Annotated in this window: 17 protein-coding genes; 9 read left to right on the top strand and 8 right to left on the bottom strand. The window is 70.2% G+C overall.

Going from position 1 to position 18,150, the window contains the following annotated elements:
* Positions 1-9 precede the first annotated feature (9 nt).
* The 3 genes from ABS64_RS09025 (at position 10) to ABS64_RS09035 (ending at position 2,951) form a co-directional block, all read left to right on the top strand.
* Entirely contained in the window at positions 10-336 is a 327-nt protein-coding gene (locus tag ABS64_RS09025; protein WP_036289108.1) for a hypothetical protein, read from the top strand.
* Between the two features lie 7 nt (positions 337-343).
* Complete coding sequence (locus ABS64_RS09030) at positions 344-1,291, top strand: phosphoribosylaminoimidazolesuccinocarboxamide synthase (protein ID WP_292682979.1); 948 nt, start codon at positions 344-346, stop codon at positions 1,289-1,291.
* A 304-nt stretch (positions 1,292-1,595) separates the two neighbouring features.
* Entirely contained in the window at positions 1,596-2,951 is a 1,356-nt protein-coding gene (locus ABS64_RS09035) for a solute carrier family 23 protein (protein ID WP_292682982.1), read from the top strand.
* A gap of 66 nt (positions 2,952-3,017) precedes the next feature.
* Here ABS64_RS09035 and ABS64_RS09040 read toward each other — a convergent pair whose 3' ends face one another.
* The 5 genes from ABS64_RS09040 to ABS64_RS09060 form a co-directional block, all read right to left on the bottom strand.
* Positions 3,018-4,031, bottom strand: coding sequence for a LacI family DNA-binding transcriptional regulator (locus ABS64_RS09040; RefSeq protein ID WP_292682985.1), 1,014 nt, complete (start codon positions 4,029-4,031; stop codon positions 3,018-3,020).
* A gap of 3 nt (positions 4,032-4,034) precedes the next feature.
* Positions 4,035-5,543 carry a GH1 family beta-glucosidase gene (locus ABS64_RS09045; RefSeq protein WP_292682988.1) on the bottom strand — a complete coding sequence of 503 codons (1,509 nt, stop codon included), beginning with the start codon at positions 5,541-5,543 and terminating at the stop codon, positions 4,035-4,037.
* Positions 5,544-5,572: 29 nt separating this feature from the next.
* Positions 5,573-6,490: a carbohydrate ABC transporter permease gene (locus ABS64_RS09050; RefSeq protein ID WP_288121428.1), complete on the bottom strand. Its 918-nt coding sequence runs from the start codon at positions 6,488-6,490 to the stop codon at positions 5,573-5,575.
* The gene (locus ABS64_RS09055; RefSeq protein WP_292682992.1) at positions 6,487-7,587 is read right to left on the bottom strand and encodes a sugar ABC transporter permease; all 1,101 of its coding nucleotides are present in this window, start codon (positions 7,585-7,587) and stop codon (positions 6,487-6,489) included. Before ABS64_RS09055 ends, ABS64_RS09050 begins: the two co-directional genes overlap by 4 nt.
* Before the next feature lie 86 nt (positions 7,588-7,673).
* Complete coding sequence (locus tag ABS64_RS09060) at positions 7,674-8,948, bottom strand: extracellular solute-binding protein (RefSeq protein WP_292682995.1); 1,275 nt, start codon at positions 8,946-8,948, stop codon at positions 7,674-7,676.
* Between the two features lie 344 nt (positions 8,949-9,292).
* Between ABS64_RS09060 and purS the strand changes: the two genes are divergently transcribed.
* The gene (purS, locus tag ABS64_RS09065) at positions 9,293-9,538 is read left to right on the top strand and encodes a phosphoribosylformylglycinamidine synthase subunit PurS (RefSeq protein WP_121190787.1); all 246 of its coding nucleotides are present in this window, start codon (positions 9,293-9,295) and stop codon (positions 9,536-9,538) included.
* Positions 9,535-10,242 (top strand): phosphoribosylformylglycinamidine synthase subunit PurQ, encoded by a 708-nt coding sequence (gene purQ / locus ABS64_RS09070; protein ID WP_061681349.1) that lies wholly within the window; start codon positions 9,535-9,537, stop codon positions 10,240-10,242. Before purS ends, purQ begins: the two co-directional genes overlap by 4 nt.
* Positions 10,243-10,265: 23 nt before the next feature.
* Here purQ and ABS64_RS09075 read toward each other — a convergent pair whose 3' ends face one another.
* From ABS64_RS09075 to ABS64_RS09085, 3 genes are all read right to left on the bottom strand, one after another.
* Positions 10,266-10,697: a DUF1761 domain-containing protein gene (locus ABS64_RS09075; RefSeq protein ID WP_005051697.1), complete on the bottom strand. Its 432-nt coding sequence runs from the start codon at positions 10,695-10,697 to the stop codon at positions 10,266-10,268.
* Positions 10,698-10,802: 105 nt separating this feature from the next.
* Positions 10,803-11,357, bottom strand: coding sequence for a nucleotidyltransferase family protein (locus ABS64_RS09080; protein WP_005051696.1), 555 nt, complete (start codon positions 11,355-11,357; stop codon positions 10,803-10,805).
* Complete coding sequence (locus tag ABS64_RS09085) at positions 11,354-12,445, bottom strand: XdhC/CoxI family protein (RefSeq protein WP_292683003.1); 1,092 nt, start codon at positions 12,443-12,445, stop codon at positions 11,354-11,356. Before ABS64_RS09085 ends, ABS64_RS09080 begins: the two co-directional genes overlap by 4 nt.
* Before the next feature lie 143 nt (positions 12,446-12,588).
* On the opposite strand from ABS64_RS09085, the gene ABS64_RS09090 reads away from it, so the two are divergent.
* The 4 genes from ABS64_RS09090 to ABS64_RS09105 all read left to right on the top strand — a co-directional run bounded on the left by ABS64_RS09090 (position 12,589) and on the right by ABS64_RS09105 (position 18,149).
* Positions 12,589-13,392: an FAD binding domain-containing protein gene (locus ABS64_RS09090; RefSeq protein ID WP_288121430.1), complete on the top strand. Its 804-nt coding sequence runs from the start codon at positions 12,589-12,591 to the stop codon at positions 13,390-13,392.
* Positions 13,389-16,145: a molybdopterin cofactor-binding domain-containing protein gene (locus ABS64_RS09095; protein ID WP_292683006.1), complete on the top strand. Its 2,757-nt coding sequence runs from the start codon at positions 13,389-13,391 to the stop codon at positions 16,143-16,145. The genes ABS64_RS09090 and ABS64_RS09095 overlap by 4 nt, the downstream gene beginning before the upstream one ends.
* A 74-nt stretch (positions 16,146-16,219) precedes the next feature.
* A complete protein-coding gene (locus tag ABS64_RS09100; RefSeq protein ID WP_005051690.1) occupies positions 16,220-17,314 on the top strand; it encodes an ABC transporter substrate-binding protein in 1,095 nt (364 codons plus the stop codon).
* A 22-nt stretch (positions 17,315-17,336) separates the two neighbouring features.
* Positions 17,337-18,149 carry an ABC transporter ATP-binding protein gene (locus tag ABS64_RS09105; RefSeq protein ID WP_005051688.1) on the top strand — a complete coding sequence of 271 codons (813 nt, stop codon included), beginning with the start codon at positions 17,337-17,339 and terminating at the stop codon, positions 18,147-18,149.
* Position 18,150 lies beyond the last annotated feature (1 nt).

Here is an 18,150-nt window from a genome sequence, read left to right on the forward strand (position 1 = left end):
GGTCTGCTCATGACGACCGAGGCGCGCGCGGCGTTCGACGACATCGCCGCCGAGTACATGGTGCTCCCGGGCGTCGACATCGGCCCGATGTTCGGCAGCGAGGGCCTGCGCATCCGCGGGAAGGTGTTCGCGTTCATGGGCTATCGGTCGGGACTGATCGCGAAGCTGCCCGAAGAGAGGGTCACCGCGCTCGAGCAGACCGGCAGGGCGGAACGGATGACCATGCGCGGCCGCGCGATGCGCGAGTGGGTCTTCGTCGGACCGGATGCCGTGGAGCTCTGGCCCGACGTCGTGGCGGAGGCCTACGCGTTCGTCGACCGCATCACCCCGCGATAATGGACGCGTGACCGACGCCTCCTCGCCTTCCGCCGCGCCCGCCGATCTGCCCGGCTGGACCCACGTCTACTCGGGCAAGGTGCGCGACCTGTACCGCCCCGCGGAGGGTGGCCCCGCGCCGGCGGAGCGCATGCTCGTCGTCGCGAGCGACCGGGTCAGCGCCTTCGATCACGTGCTGAGTCCCGGCATCCCGGGCAAGGGTGAGCTGCTCACGACTCTCAGTCTGTGGTGGTTCGATCAGCTCTCCGGCGCCGACGGCGGACGGCGCATCCCGAACCACCTCGCCGCGACCCACGCGCTCGTAGCCGAGTCGGACGATGCGGTGGATCTGGTTCCGGCCGCCGTCGTGGGGCGGGCGATGATCGTGCGCACCCTCGACATGCTGCCCATCGAGTGCGTCGTGCGCGGCTACCTCACCGGATCGGGGTGGAAGGAGTACGTCGCCGAGGGGACGGTGTGCGGCATCCCCTTGCCCGCCGGCCTGCAGGACGGCGACCGCCTGCCCGAGCCGCTGTTCACTCCGGCGTACAAGGCGCCGATGGGAGAGCACGACGAGAACATCTCGTTCGCGCGCGCCGAAGAACTGGTCGGCGCCGAGCGGGCCGCGCAGCTGCGCGACCTGTCCCTCGGGATCTACCGCCGCGCGGCGGCGACCGCGGAGGCGAAGGGCGTGATCCTCGCGGACACGAAGTTCGAGTTCGGGGTGGATGCCGACGGCGTGCTCACCCTGGCCGACGAGGTGCTCACGAGCGACTCGTCGCGGTACTGGGATGCCGCCGCCTGGGCGCGCGGGACGACCCCCGCCGAGCGGATGGCGAGCTTCGACAAGCAGATCGTCCGCGACTGGCTCGCCGCGGCTTGGAACGGGCAGGGGACGCCGCCCGAGCTGCCCGCCGAGATCGTCGAGCGCACGGCCGCCAAGTACCGCGAACTGCTCGAGAAGCTGACCGACTGACGGGGAAGCGCGTTTCGACTCGCTGCGCTCGCGGGGCGACCGGAGAGGTGAGCGCGCGGCGTAGCCGCGCGTCGAAACGCCCGGACGTGGTGGCGGCGTCGGTCGCCTCGGTGCTCGATGCCACGCGGCAGGCCGTGACACCTCAGCATCTGCCGCGGGGCGAGCGCAACTGAGACGGGAGCGCTCTTTCACGGCGCGCGTGCGCGGCTCACAGCCCGCTCCCAGGTAGCCTGACCTGGGCATCCGCCGCCCGCCCCACCGCCGACCGCACGGCCGACCGCCCCGCCGAAGAAGGAGCACGAGCATGCCCATCTGGACCACCCACGGAGACGGCCGCACCGTCGAGCCCGGCGCCGTCGTCAAGCCGCACGAGCGGCTCGGATGGCCGGCGACGATCGCCATCGGCGCCCAGCACGTGGTGGCGATGTTCGGCGCGACCTTCCTCGTGCCGCTGCTGACGGGCTTCCCCGTGTCGACGACGCTGCTGTTCTCCGGCATCGGGACGCTGCTGTTCCTGCTGCTGACCGGCAACCGTCTGCCCAGTTACCTCGGCAGCTCGTTCGCGTTCATCGCCCCGATCCTGGCGCTCGGTCCGGGCGGCGGGAAGGCGCTCGAGACCGGCGAGCAGATCAGTCAGGCCCTGCTCGGCGTGTTCGTGGCCGGCGTGCTGCTGGCCGGCATCGGTTCGCTCGTGCAGGCCACCGGCACCGGCTGGATCGAGAAGCTCATGCCGCCGGTCGTCTCGGGCGCGATCGTCGCGCTCATCGGCCTGAACCTCGCCCCCGTGGCGTGGACGAACTTCCAGCAGGACGCGCTGCTCGGCGGCATCACGCTGGCCGCGTGCATCCTCTTCGCGGTGTTCTTCCGTGGCTTCCTCGGCCGCATCTCGATCTTCCTCGGTGTCGTCGTCGGCTATGTCGTGGCCGCGCTGATGGGCCGCGTGAAATGGGACGGCGTCGCGGATGCCGCGTGGATCGGCCTTCCCCAGTTCCACCTGCCGGCGTTCGGCGACGCGCACGCGTGGGCGATGCTGCCGATGTTCCTGCCGGTGATCCTCGTGCTGATCGCCGAGAACGTGGGCCACGTGCGTGGCGTCGCCACCATGACCGGCGATCCCTCGATCAACAAGCGCACCGGTCGCGCGCTGATCGCCGACGGCCTGGCGACCACCATCGCGGGCTTGGGCGGAGGCTCGGGAACGACCACCTACGGCGAGAACATCGGCGTCATGGCCGCAACCCGTGTGTACTCGACGGCCGCCTACTGGGTCGCCGGCACCGTGGCGATCCTGCTGGCCTTCTCCCCGAAGATCGGCGCAGTGATCTTCGCGATGCCCGCGGGCGTGCTCGGCGGCGTGACGACCGCGCTCTACGGCCTCATCGGCGTCATCGGCATCAAGATCTGGGTCGACAACCAGGTGGACTTCTCCCGCCCGGTCAACCAGTACACGGTCGCCGTGGCCTTCGTCATCGCGATCGCGGGCTTCACGATGAACCTCGGAACGCTCAGCTTCGGCGCCATCGTTCTGGGCACCGTGGCCGCTCTCGTCATCTACCACCTCGGCAACGCCATCGCCCGAGCGCGCAAGACCGGCGCCGACGACGGCGGCCCCATCGTTCCCATCGGCCCGCTCGGCGGCGATCCCGAGAACGTCGGCTGACGCTCGGCGCCGGATCCACGGACGCGGGGCGGCGCCGACCGACGCGGCGCCCCGCGGATGCCGAGGTCAGGCGGAGTCGCGGACGATGAGCTCCGTGGGCAGGATCGTCACACGGTCGGGCGTGCCGCCGGAGAGGATCGACAGCAGCATGTCGGCCATGCGCTCCCCCTGCTCGTGGGAGGGCTGGCGCATCGTCGTGAGCTGCGGGTTGACCGTGCAGGCAACGGGCGAGTCGTCGAAGCCCACGATCGCGACATCCTCGGGCACGCGGATGCCCGCGCGGCCGAGCGCCGCGAGCGCACCGCGGGCCATGAGATCGCTCGCGACGAAGAGCGCGTCGAACTCGACGCCCGCATCGAGGATCCGCTGCATCGCGGCGGATCCGCCGTCGGCCGTGAAGTTGCCGTCCTCCTCGGCGACCGGCTCGAGCGCCGCGGCGGAGAGCGCATCGCGAAAGCCCACGAGACGGTCGACGCCGGCGGGCATGGTGACGGGGCCGGCGATCGTCGCGATCCGGCGGAAGCCGCGACCGATCAGATACTCCGTGGCCTCGCGTCCCCCCGCCACGTTGTCGACGTCGACGTAGTAGTCGCGTTCGCGCTCCCGCACCGGGCGACCGCCGTAGACGACGGGGACGACGTTCGCGATGCGGTCGATGAACGTGTCGCTCGTGTGGTGCGAGACGACGATGGCGCCGTCGACGGCGCCGCTGCGCACGTACGCCGAGGTCTTGTCGCCCGGATCGTCGCTCGCGATGATCAGGTTGAGCACGTACTCAGACCGGCTGAGCCGCGTGTTGATGCCCGACACCACCGATGCGAAGAACGGGTCGCCGAAGAAGCGCGTGGTGTCTTCGGGCACGACGAGGGCGATCGCCATCGTGGCACGACTCGCGAGAGAGCGCGCGGCCCGATTGGGCACGTAGTTCAGCTCCGCGATGGCGCGCCGCACCGCTTCCAGCGCCGCCGGGCTCACGGCCGTGGAGCCGTTGACGACGCGGGAGACGGTCGACCGCGACACTCCCGCGGCGGTCGCGACTTCTTCGATCGTCGGGGCGACTCGCGGAGTGTCGATGGTCACGGGCTACCTCTGAAGAGTCGAGATCGGAGCACCGGGATGCGAGACGGCCCCGGAGACCGGACCCGCCGCGTCATCGAGTGCGCGGGCGGCGATGACCCGACGATACTCCAGCGCGCTGTCTTTCGCGGTGCGCACCTGGGTGTCGTAGTCGACGTGGACGATCCCGAAGCGCTTGGCATATCCCCAGGCCCACTCGAAGTTGTCCAGCAGCGACCAGTAGAAGTAGCCCCGGACGTCCACGCCCGCATCGGCGGCGTCGAGGATCGCCTCCAGATGGGCCAGCAGGAACTGCGTGCGCGGGAGGTCGTGCACGCGCGCGACACCGTCTTCGACGACGAGCTCGTCGTCGTACGACGCGCCGTTCTCGGTGACGTACAGGGCGGTGCCGGCCGGCTGGGCGTACTCGGCCCAGACGCGCTGCAGCAGACGCGTCAGCCCCTCGGGCTGCACCTCCCAGTGCATGTTGGTGCGCGGCAGACCACGATCGTGCCAGTAGATGCCCTCGTGCGACGGGAAGGGGGATGCCGCGGGCCGGTCGGTCGGCGCATCGCCCGGCAGCGGTGGCTGCGGGTCGGGTGCGCCACCCACGAACTCGCCGTGGTAATAGTTCACCCCGAGCGCGTCCAGCGGCTGCGAGATGGTGTTCAGGTCGCCCGGCTGATTCGCCGCCTCGAGCGCGTCGATGGCCTCGGGCGCGACGGCGCGGATGTCCTCGATCACATCGGCGGGGTACGCGCCGCGGAAGATCGGGTCGAGGAACCACCGGTTGAACTGCCCGTCGATACGGCGGGCGGCATCGGCATCCGCGGCATCCGCGGGGTCGACCGCGTCGGCCACCGTGAGGTTCAGCGTGATGCCGAGGCGCAGATCGGCGTCCCGCTCGCGGAGCTCCCGCACGACCGCGCCATGGCCGAGCATGAGGTGGTGCGCGGCCAGCACGCCATCGGTCGCGCTGTAGCGACCCGGCGCGTGGATGCCGGCGGTGTAGCTGAGGAAGGACGAGCACCACGGCTCGTTGAGCGTCGTCCAGTTCTGCACCCGGTCGCCCAGCGCGTCGTGAACGCTCAGCGCGTACTCGAGGAACTGCTCGCTCGTGGAACGGACGGTCCAGCCGCCCTTCTCCTCGATCGCCTGCGGCAGGTCCCAGTGGTAGAGGGTGAGCCACGGCAGGATGTCATTCGCCCGCAGTTCGTCGACCAGGCGCTCGTAGAAGTCGAGCCCCTTGCGGTTGACGGGGCCGCCGTCGGGGCGCACGCGCGACCAGGAGACCGAGAAGCGGTAGGTGTCGAGTCCGAGGTCCTTCATCAGGGCCACATCGCCGCGGAAGCGGTGGTAGTGATCGCACGCGACGTCACCGTTGTCGGCGCCGATCACCGCGCCGGGCACGCGGCTGAAGGCGTCCCAGATGGATGCCGTGCGGCCGTCTTCGAAGGCGGCGCCTTCGATCTGGTAGGCGGCAGTGGCCGCGCCGAAGAGGAAGCCCTCCGGGAAGGAGCGGGAGAACTCTGTCATGAGTCGACCTTTCTGAAGCGGTCGGGCGCTCAGCCCTTGACCGCGCCTTGCATAATGCCACTGACCAGCTGCTTGCCGGCGAAGACGAACAGGATCAGCAGCGGAATCGTGGCCAGAAGCACGCCCGCGAGCACGATCGAGTAGTCGATGAAGTAGTTGGACTGCAGCAGCGACAGCGCCACGGGCAGCGTCGGGTTCTGCCGGTCGAGAACGATGAACGGCCAGAAGAAGTTGTTCCACGCCGACACGAAGGTGAACAGCGCAAGCATGGCAGCGGCGGGCCGCGCGGCCGGCAGGCCGACGGTGAGGAAGGTGCGGAACGAGCTCGCCCCGTCCACGCGGGCCGCCTCGATCAGCTCGTCGGGCACCGCCTGGCGCAGGTACTGCGTCATCCAGAACACGCCGAACGCGCTCACGAGGGCGGGCACGATGATCGCGCCGAGCTGACCGGTCCAGCCCATGTCGCTGAACAGGATGTACAGCGGCACGACGCCGAGCTGGGTGGGCACGGCCATCGTCGCGATGACGAAGACGAGCAGCCAGCTCGATCCCTTGAACGTGAGCTTGGCGAACGCCCAGCCCGCAAGCGTGGAGAAGAACACGACCGAGATGGCGATCAGGCCGGAGCTGATGATCGAGTTCCATAGGGCCATCCAGAAGTTCACGGCCGGATCGTTCATGACCTTCGCGGCGTTGGCGAAGAAGTTGCCGCCCGGGATCCACGACATGTTCGGGTCGCGGATCGTGTACGAGTCGCCGGAGCCGATCAGCAGCGACCAGTAGAAGGGGAAGAGGCTGCCGACGAGCACGGCGGCGAGGCAGGCGTAGACGATCCAGCCCGGGCGGGTGCCCTTGACGTGGCGCGGACGACGCTTCTTCTCGCCCCGACCCGGGGTCGGCAGCGCGTCGTCGACGACGGGGACGGCCTGTTCGTTGAGGACGCTCATCGCGTCACCTCCGCTGATTCGTTCGTGCGACGGGGTTCGGATGCCGCCGCGCGATCGGCGGCGACCGCGGCACGGGCTGCGCGTCGGGCGGCGCGCATCTGTGCCCGGGTGAGGGTGTTGCGGCTTCCTTCGTCGCGCACCAGGTTGCGGGTGATGAAGAGGTTGATGACGCCGATCACCAGGATGATGATGAAGAGGATCCAGGCCAGCGCGGCGGCGCGGCCCAGGTTCCACTGGCCCCAGCCGAGGTCGTAGAGCCAGAGCGAGATCGTCAGCCACTGGTTGTTCGCGCCGCCGGTGCCGGTCTGGTCGTACATGCGCGGCTCGTCGAAGATCTGCAGGCCACCGATGGTGGACGTGATGATCACGAAGATCAGGGTGGGGCGCAGGCTCGGCAGGGTGATCGCGAAGAACTGGCGCACCTTTCCGGCACCGTCGACCGTCGCGGCCTCGTAGTAGTCGCGCGGGATGGCCTGCATCGCCGCCAGCAGGATGAGGGTGTTGTAGCCGGTCCAGCGGAAGTTCACCATCGTGGCGATCGCGATGTGGCTGGCGAAGGTGTCGGAATGCCACATGACGGGAGGCAGCCCGATGCTGCTCAGCCAGGTGTTGATGATGCCGTACTGGTCACCGAACATGTTCGAGAAGATCAGGGCCACGGCGACCGGGGCCATGACGTAGGGGACGAGCACGCCCATGCGCCAGAAGGTCTTGGCGCGGATGTTCTGATCCAGCAACGCCGCGATGAACACGGCGGCGATGAGCTGCGGCACCGACGACAGCAGGAAGATGCTGAAGGTGTTGCGCAGCGCCGCCCAGAACTTCGGGTCGGAGATCACGGTGGCGTACTGGTCGAACCCGACGAACGTGCCGGAGTTTCGCACCAGGTCCCAGTCCATGAAGGAGATCACCGCGGTGTACCCGATCGGGAAGAGCCCGACGACGAGGAACAGGATGAAGAACGGGGAGATGTACAGGTACGGCGAGAGCTTGAGGTCCCACGAGCTCAGCCGGCTGCCGAAGCCGATCCGTTTCGGCTGACGCGCGGCGATGGCGGCGGCGCCGCGCACGCGCGTGGAGGTTCTGGTCGTGTCCACTCTTCAGTCCTTTGATCTCGTGGTTGAGGCAGGGAGCGGGCCCGGGAGGGTCCCCCGGGCCCGCTGTCACATGTCTGCCGTCGTCCTTACTTGATGGCGGCGACTTCCGTCTGCCACTGCGCCCACGAGGCGGCCTTGTCCTGCGTTCCCTCTTCGACGCGGGTCAGAGCCTTCTGCATCGCGTCGTTGATCTGGAAGTAGAACTGGCCCTTGAAGGGCGACACGGTGACCGCGTTGGCGCGGTCGGTGAGGATCTGGCCCACCGGGGCGTTGTTGAAGAACTCGTTCTTCGAGCTCAGCAGCGTGTCGGACTTCATCGCGTCGACCTGGCTCGGGAACGTGCCGGCCGCCTCGAACGCCTTGAGCTGCGTGTCGGGGCTGGTCAGCCAGTCGGCGAGCTGCTGGGCAGCCGCGACGTTCTTGCCGTTGGCGGGGACGGTCAGGTACGAACCGCCCCAGTTGCCGCCGCCGCCGGGGAAGACGTTGGCGATGTCCCAGCCCTTGACGTCCTTGGCGTTACCGGAGATGACACCGAGCATCCAGCCCGGGCAGAGCATCGTCGCGAACGAGCCGTTGGACAGGCCGGCCATCCAGTCGTCGGACCACTGGCTGAGGTGGGCGGACTGCGTCTTGGCGGCGTCGAGCACCTGGTTGTAGATCGTCTCGACCTGCGGGTCGATGGTGATCTTGCCGTCCGAGGGGTTCTCGTACGCGGCCTCGACCTGGTTGATCATGCCCTGGTAGGTGCCGCCGGCGGAGTCGAAGAACGCCTTGCCGGTCGCGGCGGTGTACTTGGCACCGGTGTCGAAGTAGGTCTTCCAGTCGCCGGTGAGCAGCTTCGCGACCGAATCGCGGTCGGTCGGCAGGCCCGCCGCGGCGAACAGGTCGGAGCGGTAGCAGACGCCCTCGGGACCGATGTCGGTGCCGTAGCCGATGAGGTTGCCCTTGGGGTCGGTGGCGGCCTTGGTCTTCCAGTCCAGCCAGCGGCTCTTCAGGTCGGCGGGGACCGGGGCGAGCAGGTCGGAGTACTTCATGACCTCGGGCAGCCAGTCGACCTCGATGGCCTCGATGTCGGCGAGACCCGTCTTGCCGAGCTTCTGGAAGTAGTTGGCGCGCGCGTCGTTGCTCGTGGCCGCCTTGTTGTGCACGATCGTGACGTTGGGGTGCTCCTTCGTGTACTCGGCGAACAGGGCGTCCGAGTATCCGAAGTCGTTGAAGGTCGCAACGGTCAGGGTGACCTTCTCGTTGGGGTCGGCCGTGGCTGCTCCGCCGCCGCCACCGGCGCAGCCGGCGAGGACGAGGGCGGAGGTGGTCGCGACGCCGGCCACGAGGCCGATGCGCCGCAGTGCGCGTGTGTTCACGTGTCACTCCTTTGTGGATGTGTTTCAGGTGCGTGGGTTGCGTTCCCGTCTCCCCGCGTTACCGCGTCGCTATCGGAATGGGAGCGCTCTCACCGGACACCGACGACGTTATGGGATCGCTCCCAGGAAGGCAAGGGAGCGCTCCCACGAGCGGATCACAGTTGCGTAACGGCGGCCGTGGCAAGTCGACGGCATCGGCTCCGCTCGGCGCCGCCGAGCCAACGGATGCCGAGGGCGGGATGCCCGTAGACTGAGGGCGACCCCTTCCCTCCCGCGGCGCACCGGCTCCGGCATCCGTCGGCGGGACGACCCCGCGGCCGTCAGGCGGCCCTCAGGAGGACCGAATGCCCACCATCGTCGTCGATGTCATGCCCAAGGCCGAGCTGCTGGACCCGCAGGGCAAGGCCGTCGCCGGCGCCCTCGGCCGCCTCGGCGTGGAGGGCTTCTCGGCCGTCCGCATCGGCAAGCGGTTCGAACTCACCGTGGACGTCGCCGACGAGAAGACGCTCGAGACGGTGCGCACTCTGGCCGACGAGGTGCTCTCGAACTCGGTGATCGAGGACGTCGTGGGCATCGAGGTCGTCGAATGACCGCACGCATCGGCGTCATCACCTTTCCGGGCTCGCTCGACGACGGCGACGCCCAGCGCGCGATCCGCCTCGCGGGCGCCGAGCCCGTGGCCCTCTGGCACGGATCGCACGATCTCGAGGATGTCGACGCGCTCGTGCTGCCGGGCGGCTTCAGCTACGGCGACTACCTGCGCGCCGGCGCGATCGCCGCGCTCGCCCCGATCATGACCGAGGTGAAGGATGCCGCCGCCAAGGGCATGCCCGTGCTCGGCATCTGCAACGGCTTCCAGATGCTCGTGGAGGCTCATCTGCTGCCGGGCGGTCTGATCCGCAACGCCCACCAGCAGTTCATCCGGCGCGACCAGCGCCTGCGCGTCGAGAACGCGTCGACCGCCTGGACGTCGGCGTTCGAGACCGGCCAGGAGATCACCATCCCCCTCAAGAACGCGGACGGCGGCTACATCTGCTCGGCCGAGACGCTGAAGCGAATCGAGGGCGACGGACTCGTCGCGTTCCGCTACCTCGGCGTGAACCCCAACGGCTCGCTGGACGACATCGCGGGTCTCACGAACGAGCACGGCAACGTCGTCGGCCTCATGCCCCACCCCGAGCACGCGGTGGAGCCGGGCTTCGGCCCGAACACCCCCGACGCGATGCGCTCGGGCGTGGACGGCCTGGGCTTCTTCACCTCGGCGATCGCCGCCGTGGTGGGCGCCGCGGCCTGAGCCGCCCTGAGCCCCCCTGACCCTCACACGGTTCCGGCCGGAGGCCACAGGCCGATGACGAGCGCCATCAGCAGCACCGAAGTCAACTCGAACCCGATGGTGAGCACCGTCAGCTGCGACGGGCGCCCCTCGAACGCGTCATGCGTGATGACCCGCGCCGCAGTGAAGCCGGCCCAGAGCGTGACCGCCGTCACGAGCGCCGACGCGAGGTAGCCGCCGCTGTAGAAGTGCCACGCGATCGCGACGGATCCGGCCAGCACCCACGCCGTGAGGAACGTCACGACTGCCGACACCATCAGCGGGATCGCGGGCGAGCCGCGACGCGCACCCCTGTCGATGCGCGCGAGGCGCGCCCACCGCTCGAGGAAGAGCGCCGGCGAGTACCAGACGGCGCCCAGCGCCATGCTGAGAACCGTGCCGATGAGCACGGCCCAGTAGTTGATCTCGGGAATCATGACGCCTCCTGGTGAGTGAGCCGGTACCGTGCCGCGAGGGTATCGCGTCGGCTTCCGCGGCGTACAGGGGCGCTGCCGACGGCGGGCGGAGGGGCGACGTCCGCGTCAGTCGGAGGTGTCGCGGTCGCGGCCGTGCCACAGGTCGGCGCACTCCACCCGTTCGGCGCCGTGCGCCCGCAGGTACGCGCCGGCGCCGCGGTCGCCCGTCAGCGCACCGGCCACCCGCGGCACGTGCGCCCGGCCGATCAGCACCGGGTGGCCCGGGCGACCCCGGTACACGGCCTGACGCAGGGTGTCCGCGTCGGCATCCCGCATCATTCGACGACACGCCGATGCCGGCAGCTCCGGCACATCCACGGGAACGAGGAGCGCAGCGACGGCACCCGACACGCCGGCCGCCTCCAGCCCGAGACGGACGGATGCCGACAACTCACGGCGCCCGTCGGCGACGCGCACCACGACGGCCCCCGCCGGCACGAGCGGCTCCGCCTCGTCGGCGCCCGCACCCAGCACGACGACGACCGGCTCGCACCCGGCGGCACGGAGGGTGCCGACGGCGAGCGCCAGCCACGGCTCGCCCGCGGCGGTGCGGGCCAGCGCCTTCGGGCCGCCGAAGCGGGTGCCGGCGCCCGCCGCGAGCACGACCCCGCAGATCGTCACGGCCGCCGAGAAGACGCCGGGCCGAGGGCGGCGACCGGCGCGCAGACAACGGCGCCTGCCGCCTCGGGTGCCGTCTGCGCGTCGCGGCGGCCGGCGGCGTGAACGGGGCCGGCCAGGACCGACAGCCGTGCACCCGACCCGCCCCGGCGATCGGCGATGATCTCGGCGAGGATCGACAGGGCGGTCTCGTCGGCGCAGACGCCGCCGAGGTCGAGGCCGATCGGCGAGCGCAGGCGTGCGAGCTCGGCGTCGCCCACGCCGGCGTCGCGGAGGCGGCGGAGGCGGTCGTCGTGGGTGCGGCGGCTGCCCATGGCCCCGACATAGTCGGCGGGCGAGCCGAGCGCGACCCGCAGCGCGGGAACGTCCAGACGCGGATCGTGACTCAGGACGCAGATCGCCGTGGCAGCGTCGAGCCGCTCGCCGGCCAGATAGCGGTCGGGCCAGTCGACCACGACCTCTGCCCCGGGAAAGCGGTCGGCGTTGGCGAAGACCTCCCGCGGATCGACCACGCTCACCCGCTGCCCCATCGCCTGACCGAGTCGGGCGAGCGCGACGGCGAACTCCACGGCGCCCACCACGATGAGCCGCGGGCGTGCGCCCACCTCGACGACGATCGCGTCGGCGTGCGGCGCGGCATCCGCCCCCGACGCGTCGGCGGTCCCGTGCTCGACGACACCCGTCCCGCGGAGAGCGCCCGACGTCACGAGACGGAAGCGGGTGGGGATGCCGGCGGCATCCCGCTCCGCCAGCAGCGCGAGCTGGGCCGCCGCGGCGCCGCCGGGCAGCACGGGGCGCACGAGCACCTCGACCGCTCCCCCGCAGGTGAGGCCCGCGGCGAGGCCCTCGCCGTCGCTGTAGCCGAAGCTGTCGACCGACACCGCTCCGCTGTCGATCGCCTCGAGACACCGCTCGTAGACGGCGCCCTCGACACACCCGCCGGACACGTTTCCGAACACTGCGGCATCCGAGACGATCATGCTCGCCCCGACCGGCCGCGGCGCGCTGCCCGAGACCGCGACGACCGTCGCGATCGCGAACGCACGCCCCTCGCGCACCCACTGGGCCGCCGGGGACAGGATCTCGCGCATGGTCGTCACCGTAATCGCCGCTCGTTGCGAGCCTGTTGCGTGCGCGTGAAACACGGGCGAAACGGCACTCTGTTTCACTCGGACTCGATCCGGTCCGCGCACCCGACGCCGCGGACGGGACGCGAAACAGATCGGAGCGGCACATGGACATCACCAGCGTGCGCTCGTTCCGGACGGCGCGCACCCGCGAGGACCTCCTGCTCGCGCCGGGTGAGACGATCATGGCGGGCGGCACGTGGCTGATGAGCGAGCCGCAGCCGGCAACGACCGGTTTCGTCGACCTCACCGGCATGGGCTGGCCCGACCTCGACGCCGATGCCGAGGGCCTGCGCATCGCCGCGACGTGCACCATCGCTCGGCTCGTCGCCTTCTCGAGGGAGGCTCCGGCGTCGTGGACCGCCGCCGCGATGATCCCCGATGCCGCGAACGCCCTCCTCGCCTCGTTCAAGATCTGGAACACCGCCACCGTCGGCGGCAACATCTGCCGCGCCTTCGCGGCGGGCGCGATGGTGGCGCTCTGCGTCGGGCTCGACGGGGTCGCCGAGATCTGGAGCGGCGAGGGCGACCGTGAGCTCCCCGTCGCCGAGCTCGTCACCGGCAACGGCACGACCTCGCTTGAGCGCGGCGAGGTGCTGCGCGCGATCCGCCTGCCGGCGAAGGCGCTGCGCTCCCGCGCCGCGCTGCGCAAGATCGCCCTCGCCGAGCACGGCCGTTCGGGAGCCGTCGTCACGGGCCGGGTCGACCCGGATGGCGCCAGCGTCTTCGGGGTGACGGCGGCGACCTGGCGGCCCACGGTGCTGCGCTTCGCTACGCTGCCGGATGCCGCGACCCTCGCCGCCGCGATCGAGGACTCCTCGGGGTATTACACCGACCCGCTCGGGTCGGCGGACTGGCGTCGCGGTGTCGCCGTCGCACTCGCGGAGGACATCCGGAGGGAGCTCGCATGAAGTGGGTCGTCGACGGCGCCGAGGTGGATGCCGAGCCGCGTCCCGGCCAGTGCCTGCGCACTCTCCTGCGCGAGACGGGCCACACCGAGGTCAAGAAGGGGTGCGACGCGGGCGACTGCGGCGCGTGCACGGTGCTGCTGGACGGCGACCCCGTGCACTCCTGCCTCATTCCTGCCGTTCGCGTCGAAGGTCGACACGTCACCACGGCGGCCGGACTCGCGCCGGGCGACGAGCTGCATCCGGTGCAGGAGGCGCTGGCGACCGGATTCGGGTTCCAGTGCGGGTTCTGCACGCCGGGCATGAGCGTGACGGCCTCGACCCTCTGCGAGAGCGACCTCGACGACCTCGACCGTCGCATGAAGGGCAACCTCTGCCGGTGCACGGGGTATCGCCCGATCCGCGAGGCGATCATGACCGCGGTGCGCGAAACGGGGCGGTCGGCACGGCGCGCGGACGCGGATGCGGAGGCATCGGCATCCGCCGTCGTCGGCCGCTCGGTCGCGCCCCCCGCCGGCCCGCGGCTGACGCAGGGGCACGAGAGCTTCACGTTCGACCTCGAGCCGGATCACCCTGCGGCCGACGCCCTCGTGCTGCGGCTGGTGACGAGCCCGCACGCACACGCGCGGATCACGGCGATCGACACCACGACCGCCCGCGCGGTGCCGGGCGTCGTCGCGATCTTCACCCACGCCGACGTTCCCGACGTCCGCTACTCCACCGGCCGTCACGAGCACCGCACCGACGATCCCGACGACACCCGCATGCTCGACGACGTGGTCCGCCACGTCGGGCAGCGGGTCGCCGCGGTGGTCGCCGAGACCGCCGAGGCGGCGGATGAGGCGTGCAGGCTCGTCCGCGTGGACTACGAGCTGCTGCCCGCCGTCTTCGATCCGGAACAGGCGCGCCGGCCGGGAGCTCCCCTGCTGCACCCCGACCGCACGCCCGCAGACCGGGTCGACGAGGCCGGGCGCAACGTCATCGCGAGCGTGCACGCCGGCCCCGACGCCGCCGAGCTCGAGGCCGCACTGTCGGCGAGCGCCGTGACGGTGACCGGAACCTGGCAGACCGCGCGGGTCACCCACGCGCAGTTGGAGACCCACGGCTCGATCGGCTGGCTCGACGACGACGGCCGCCTCGTGCTGCGATCGTCGACACAGGTGCCGTTTCTCGCCCGCGACGAGATCGCGCACATCTTCGGACTGGACCGCGACCGCGTGCGCGTGCACACCGCGCGCCTCGGCGGCGGCTTCGGGGGCAAGCAGGAGATGTTCACCGAGGATCTCGTCGCCCTCGCGGTGCTGCGCACGGGCCGTCCGGTGGCGTTCGAGTTCAGCCGCGCCGACGAGTTCCAGCGCGCCGCCGTGCGGCATCCGATGCGCGTGACGGTCACCCTCGGGGCCGACGCCGACGGACGGCTCACCGCCATGGCGATCGATCTGCTGAGCGACACCGGCGCCTACGGCAACCACTCCCGCGGCGTCATGTTCCACTCCCTCGCCGAGTCGACGACGATCTACCGGGTTCCCCTGAAGCGTCTCGACGCGGAGGTCGTGTACACGAACAACGTGCCGTCCGGCGCCTTCCGCGGATACGGGCTCGGGCAGGTGGTGCTCGGGGTGGAATCGGCGATGGACGAGTTGTCCCAGCGGTTGGGCATCGACCCGTTCGAGCTGCGGCGGCGCAACGCCGTGACGCCGCAGGACGACCCGGGGCACGACGACCTGGTGTGGAGCAGCTACGGCTTCGACCAATGCCTCGATCTCGCCGAATCGGCCCTCCGCCGCGGCAACGGCGTCGAGGCCCCCGCGGGGTGGCTCGTCGGCGAGGGCGTCGCGGCGGCGATGATCGCCACGATGGCGCCGTTCGGCCACATCGCGCACACGAGCGTCACGCTCCGCACCGACGGCACCTATCTGCTGCGCGCCGGGACGGCCGAGTTCGGCAACGGCACCACGACGGTTCTCCGCCAGATCGCGGTGACGGACCTGTGCGCCGCCCCCGACGGCATCGAGCTCTGGCACGCCGACACGGATGCGGTCGCCCACGACACGGGCGCCTTCGCATCGGCCGGCATCACCGTCGCGGGCAAGGCGCTCCACGCCGCCTGTCTCGCGCTCGCGGAGCGGCTGCGCGCCCGCGCCGCCGAACTGACCGGCACGGATGCCCCCGAGGCTCGACTTATGCCCGACGGCGTATACACGCCGGTTCGCATTGTTTCCCTTGCTGAGCTGACGGCGGACGGCGAGCTCACCGCCGACGGCAGCGAGCGGGGTGAGCACCGTTCACTGGCGTTCAACGTCCATGCCGTCCGCGTCGCCGTCGATCCCCGCACCGGTGTCGTCCGCATCCTGCAGTCGATCCAATCGGCGGATGCCGGTTTCGTGATGAACCCCGCGCAGTGTCGCGGACAGATCGAGGGCGGGGTCGCGCAGGGCATCGGCAGCGCCCTGTACGAAGAGGTGATGGTCGAGGACGGCAAGGTCACCACCCCCGTCTTCCGGCTGTACCGCGTGCCCCAGTTCGGTGACATCCCCGAGACCGAGGTCTACTTCGCCGACACCGCCGACGATCTCGGCCCGTTCGGTGCGAAGTCGATGAGCGAGTCGCCGTACAACCCCGTCGCGCCGGCGATCGGCAATGCCATCGCCCGCGCGCTGGGCGCCCGTCCCTACGAGCAGCCGTTCCGCCGCGACCGTGTCTGGCGCCTCGCGTCACACCACCGAAACACGAACGGGCAAACGCCGGAAATGTGAGGCACCTATCGTCTCCAGAATCACCGCAGCCCGTTCTGCATCCACAGCACATGACACCGCACCCGGGAGACCCGATGCCTTCACGCTCCACCCGCCGCCGCGGCGGAATCATCCTGGCGGTCGCCGCCGCAGCCGCCCTCGCTCTGTCCGCCTGCTCGTCGGCGGGAGGCGCAGCCAGCCCCTCGGCATCCGGTGAGGCCGCCAGCTACGGCGACATCAGCGTGCAGTACTCGTGGATCAAGAACGAGGAGTTCGCGGGCGAGTTCTACGCCTACGACAACGGCTACTACGACCAGGCGGGCTTCTCCAAGGTGACGGGCGTCGCGGGCCCCGACACGGGTGTCGCCAAGCTCCTGTCCGGCTCGGTGCAGGTCGCGCTGACCGATGCCGCATCCGTCGGCGCCGCCGTGTCGGAGCAGAGCGCTCCGCTGAAGATCATCGCGACGACCTTCCAGAAGAACCCGTTCACGATCCTGTCGCTGAAGGACAAGGGCAACATCGCGACCCCGAAGGACCTCATCGGCAAGAAGATCGGCGTGCAGGACTCCAACGCCTCGGTCTTCAAGGCGCTCCTCGCTGCGAACGGCATCTCGGAGAGCCAGCTGACGATCGTGCCCGTCGACTTCGATCCGACGCCGCTCATGAACGGTGACGTCGACGGCTTCATGGCCTACCTCACCAACGAGGCCATCACGGTCGAGATGGCGGGATACCCGACCACCAACCTCGCGTACGCGGAGAACGGTCTGCCCTACGTCGCCGAGTCGTACGCCGTCACCGACCAGTACCTCGCCGAGCACAAGGACCTGCTGAAGGCGTTCCTCATCGCGGAGATCAAGGGGTGGACCGACACGTTCACCAAGCCCGTCGACGACACCGTGACGGTCGTCACCAAGCACTACAACGACTCCGCCGCGGCGGGCGATCTCACCTTCGGCGAGCTGAACCCCGCCAAGGTCAAGGCCGGCATCGAGGCGCAGGCGAAGCTCATCTCCACCGACGAGACCCAGGCCAACGGCCTGTTCACGATCTCGGACGACCTGAAGGCCCAGACCCTCGCCTCCCTGAAGGCGTCGGGCTGGGAGCTGACGGCCGACCAGCTGTTCGACACGTCGATCATCGACGAGATCTACGCCGAGCACCCCGAGCTCAAGAAGTACCTCCCCTAAAGAGATGTCCGTGTCATCCACGATGGATGCCGGTGCCGGCGCATCTGCCGCCGGCACCGGCATCCAGATCTCCGGGGTCTCGAAGTCGTTCACGCTGCGCGGCGGACGCTCGCTGCAGGCACTGCAGGACACCGACCTGCACACCGACAAGGGCTCGTTCCTCGCGCTGCTGGGTCCCTCGGGCTGCGGCAAATCCACGATCCTGCGCATCCTCGCCGCCCTCGACCACCCCACGGACGGCGTCGCGCTCGTCGACGGCGAGACACCCGACCAGCTGCGCGCGAAGAGCGAGCTGGGGATCGCGTTCCAAGACCACGCACTGCTGCCGTGGCGCAGCATCCGAAAGAACATCGAGCTGCCGTTCGAGGTCGCCGGTCGCAAGGTCGACCGCGGCTACGTCGACGAGCTGATCGACCTCGTCGGCCTGCGCGACTTCGCCGACGCGAAGCCCGCCCAGCTGTCGGGCGGCATGCGCCAGCGCGCGTCGATCGCGCGCGCCCTCGTGCTGAAGCCGTCCGTCCTGCTGCTGGACGAACCGTTCGGCGCGCTCGACGACATGACCCGGCAGAACCTCAACCTCGAGCTGCTGCGCATCTGGACCGAGAAGCCGGCGACGACGCTGCTGGTGACGCACGGCATCAGCGAGGCGATCTTCCTCGCCGACCGCGTCGCGGTCATGTCACCGCGGCCCGGACGGGTCAAGGAGATCATCGAGGTCGACCTGCCGCGTCCGCGGACGCCCGAGATGATGCGCACGCCCGAGTTCCACGCGCTCGTGGACCGCGCCTCCGAACTGCTGTTCGGACACGACGGCCGCGCCGAGGCCGAGGCGTAGC

It is taken from the genome of Microbacterium sp. SCN 69-37, from assembly GCF_001724435.1.
Lineage (GTDB): Bacteria > Actinomycetota > Actinomycetes > Actinomycetales > Microbacteriaceae > Microbacterium > Microbacterium laevaniformans.

Excerpts from the sequence above, each read along its gene's own strand:
- ABS64_RS09025 (WP_036289108.1), top strand. The coding sequence starts at position 10 with ATGACGACCGAGGCGCGCGCGGCGTTCGACGACATCGCCGCCGAGTAC.
- ABS64_RS09035 (WP_292682982.1), top strand. The coding sequence starts at position 1,596 with ATGCCCATCTGGACCACCCACGGAGACGGCCGCACCGTCGAGCCCGGC.
- ABS64_RS09045 (WP_292682988.1), bottom strand. The coding sequence starts at position 5,543 with ATGACAGAGTTCTCCCGCTCCTTCCCGGAGGGCTTCCTCTTCGGCGCG.
- ABS64_RS09050 (WP_288121428.1), bottom strand. The coding sequence starts at position 6,490 with ATGAGCGTCCTCAACGAACAGGCCGTCCCCGTCGTCGACGACGCGCTG.
- purS (WP_121190787.1), top strand. The coding sequence starts at position 9,293 with ATGCCCACCATCGTCGTCGATGTCATGCCCAAGGCCGAGCTGCTGGAC.
- purQ (WP_061681349.1), top strand. The coding sequence starts at position 9,535 with ATGACCGCACGCATCGGCGTCATCACCTTTCCGGGCTCGCTCGACGAC.
- ABS64_RS09075 (WP_005051697.1), bottom strand. The coding sequence starts at position 10,697 with ATGATTCCCGAGATCAACTACTGGGCCGTGCTCATCGGCACGGTTCTC.
- ABS64_RS09085 (WP_292683003.1), bottom strand. The coding sequence starts at position 12,445 with ATGCGCGAGATCCTGTCCCCGGCGGCCCAGTGGGTGCGCGAGGGGCGT.
- ABS64_RS09090 (WP_288121430.1), top strand. The coding sequence starts at position 12,589 with ATGGACATCACCAGCGTGCGCTCGTTCCGGACGGCGCGCACCCGCGAG.
- ABS64_RS09095 (WP_292683006.1), top strand. The coding sequence starts at position 13,389 with ATGAAGTGGGTCGTCGACGGCGCCGAGGTGGATGCCGAGCCGCGTCCC.
- ABS64_RS09100 (WP_005051690.1), top strand. The coding sequence starts at position 16,220 with ATGCCTTCACGCTCCACCCGCCGCCGCGGCGGAATCATCCTGGCGGTC.
- ABS64_RS09105 (WP_005051688.1), top strand. The coding sequence starts at position 17,337 with ATGGATGCCGGTGCCGGCGCATCTGCCGCCGGCACCGGCATCCAGATC.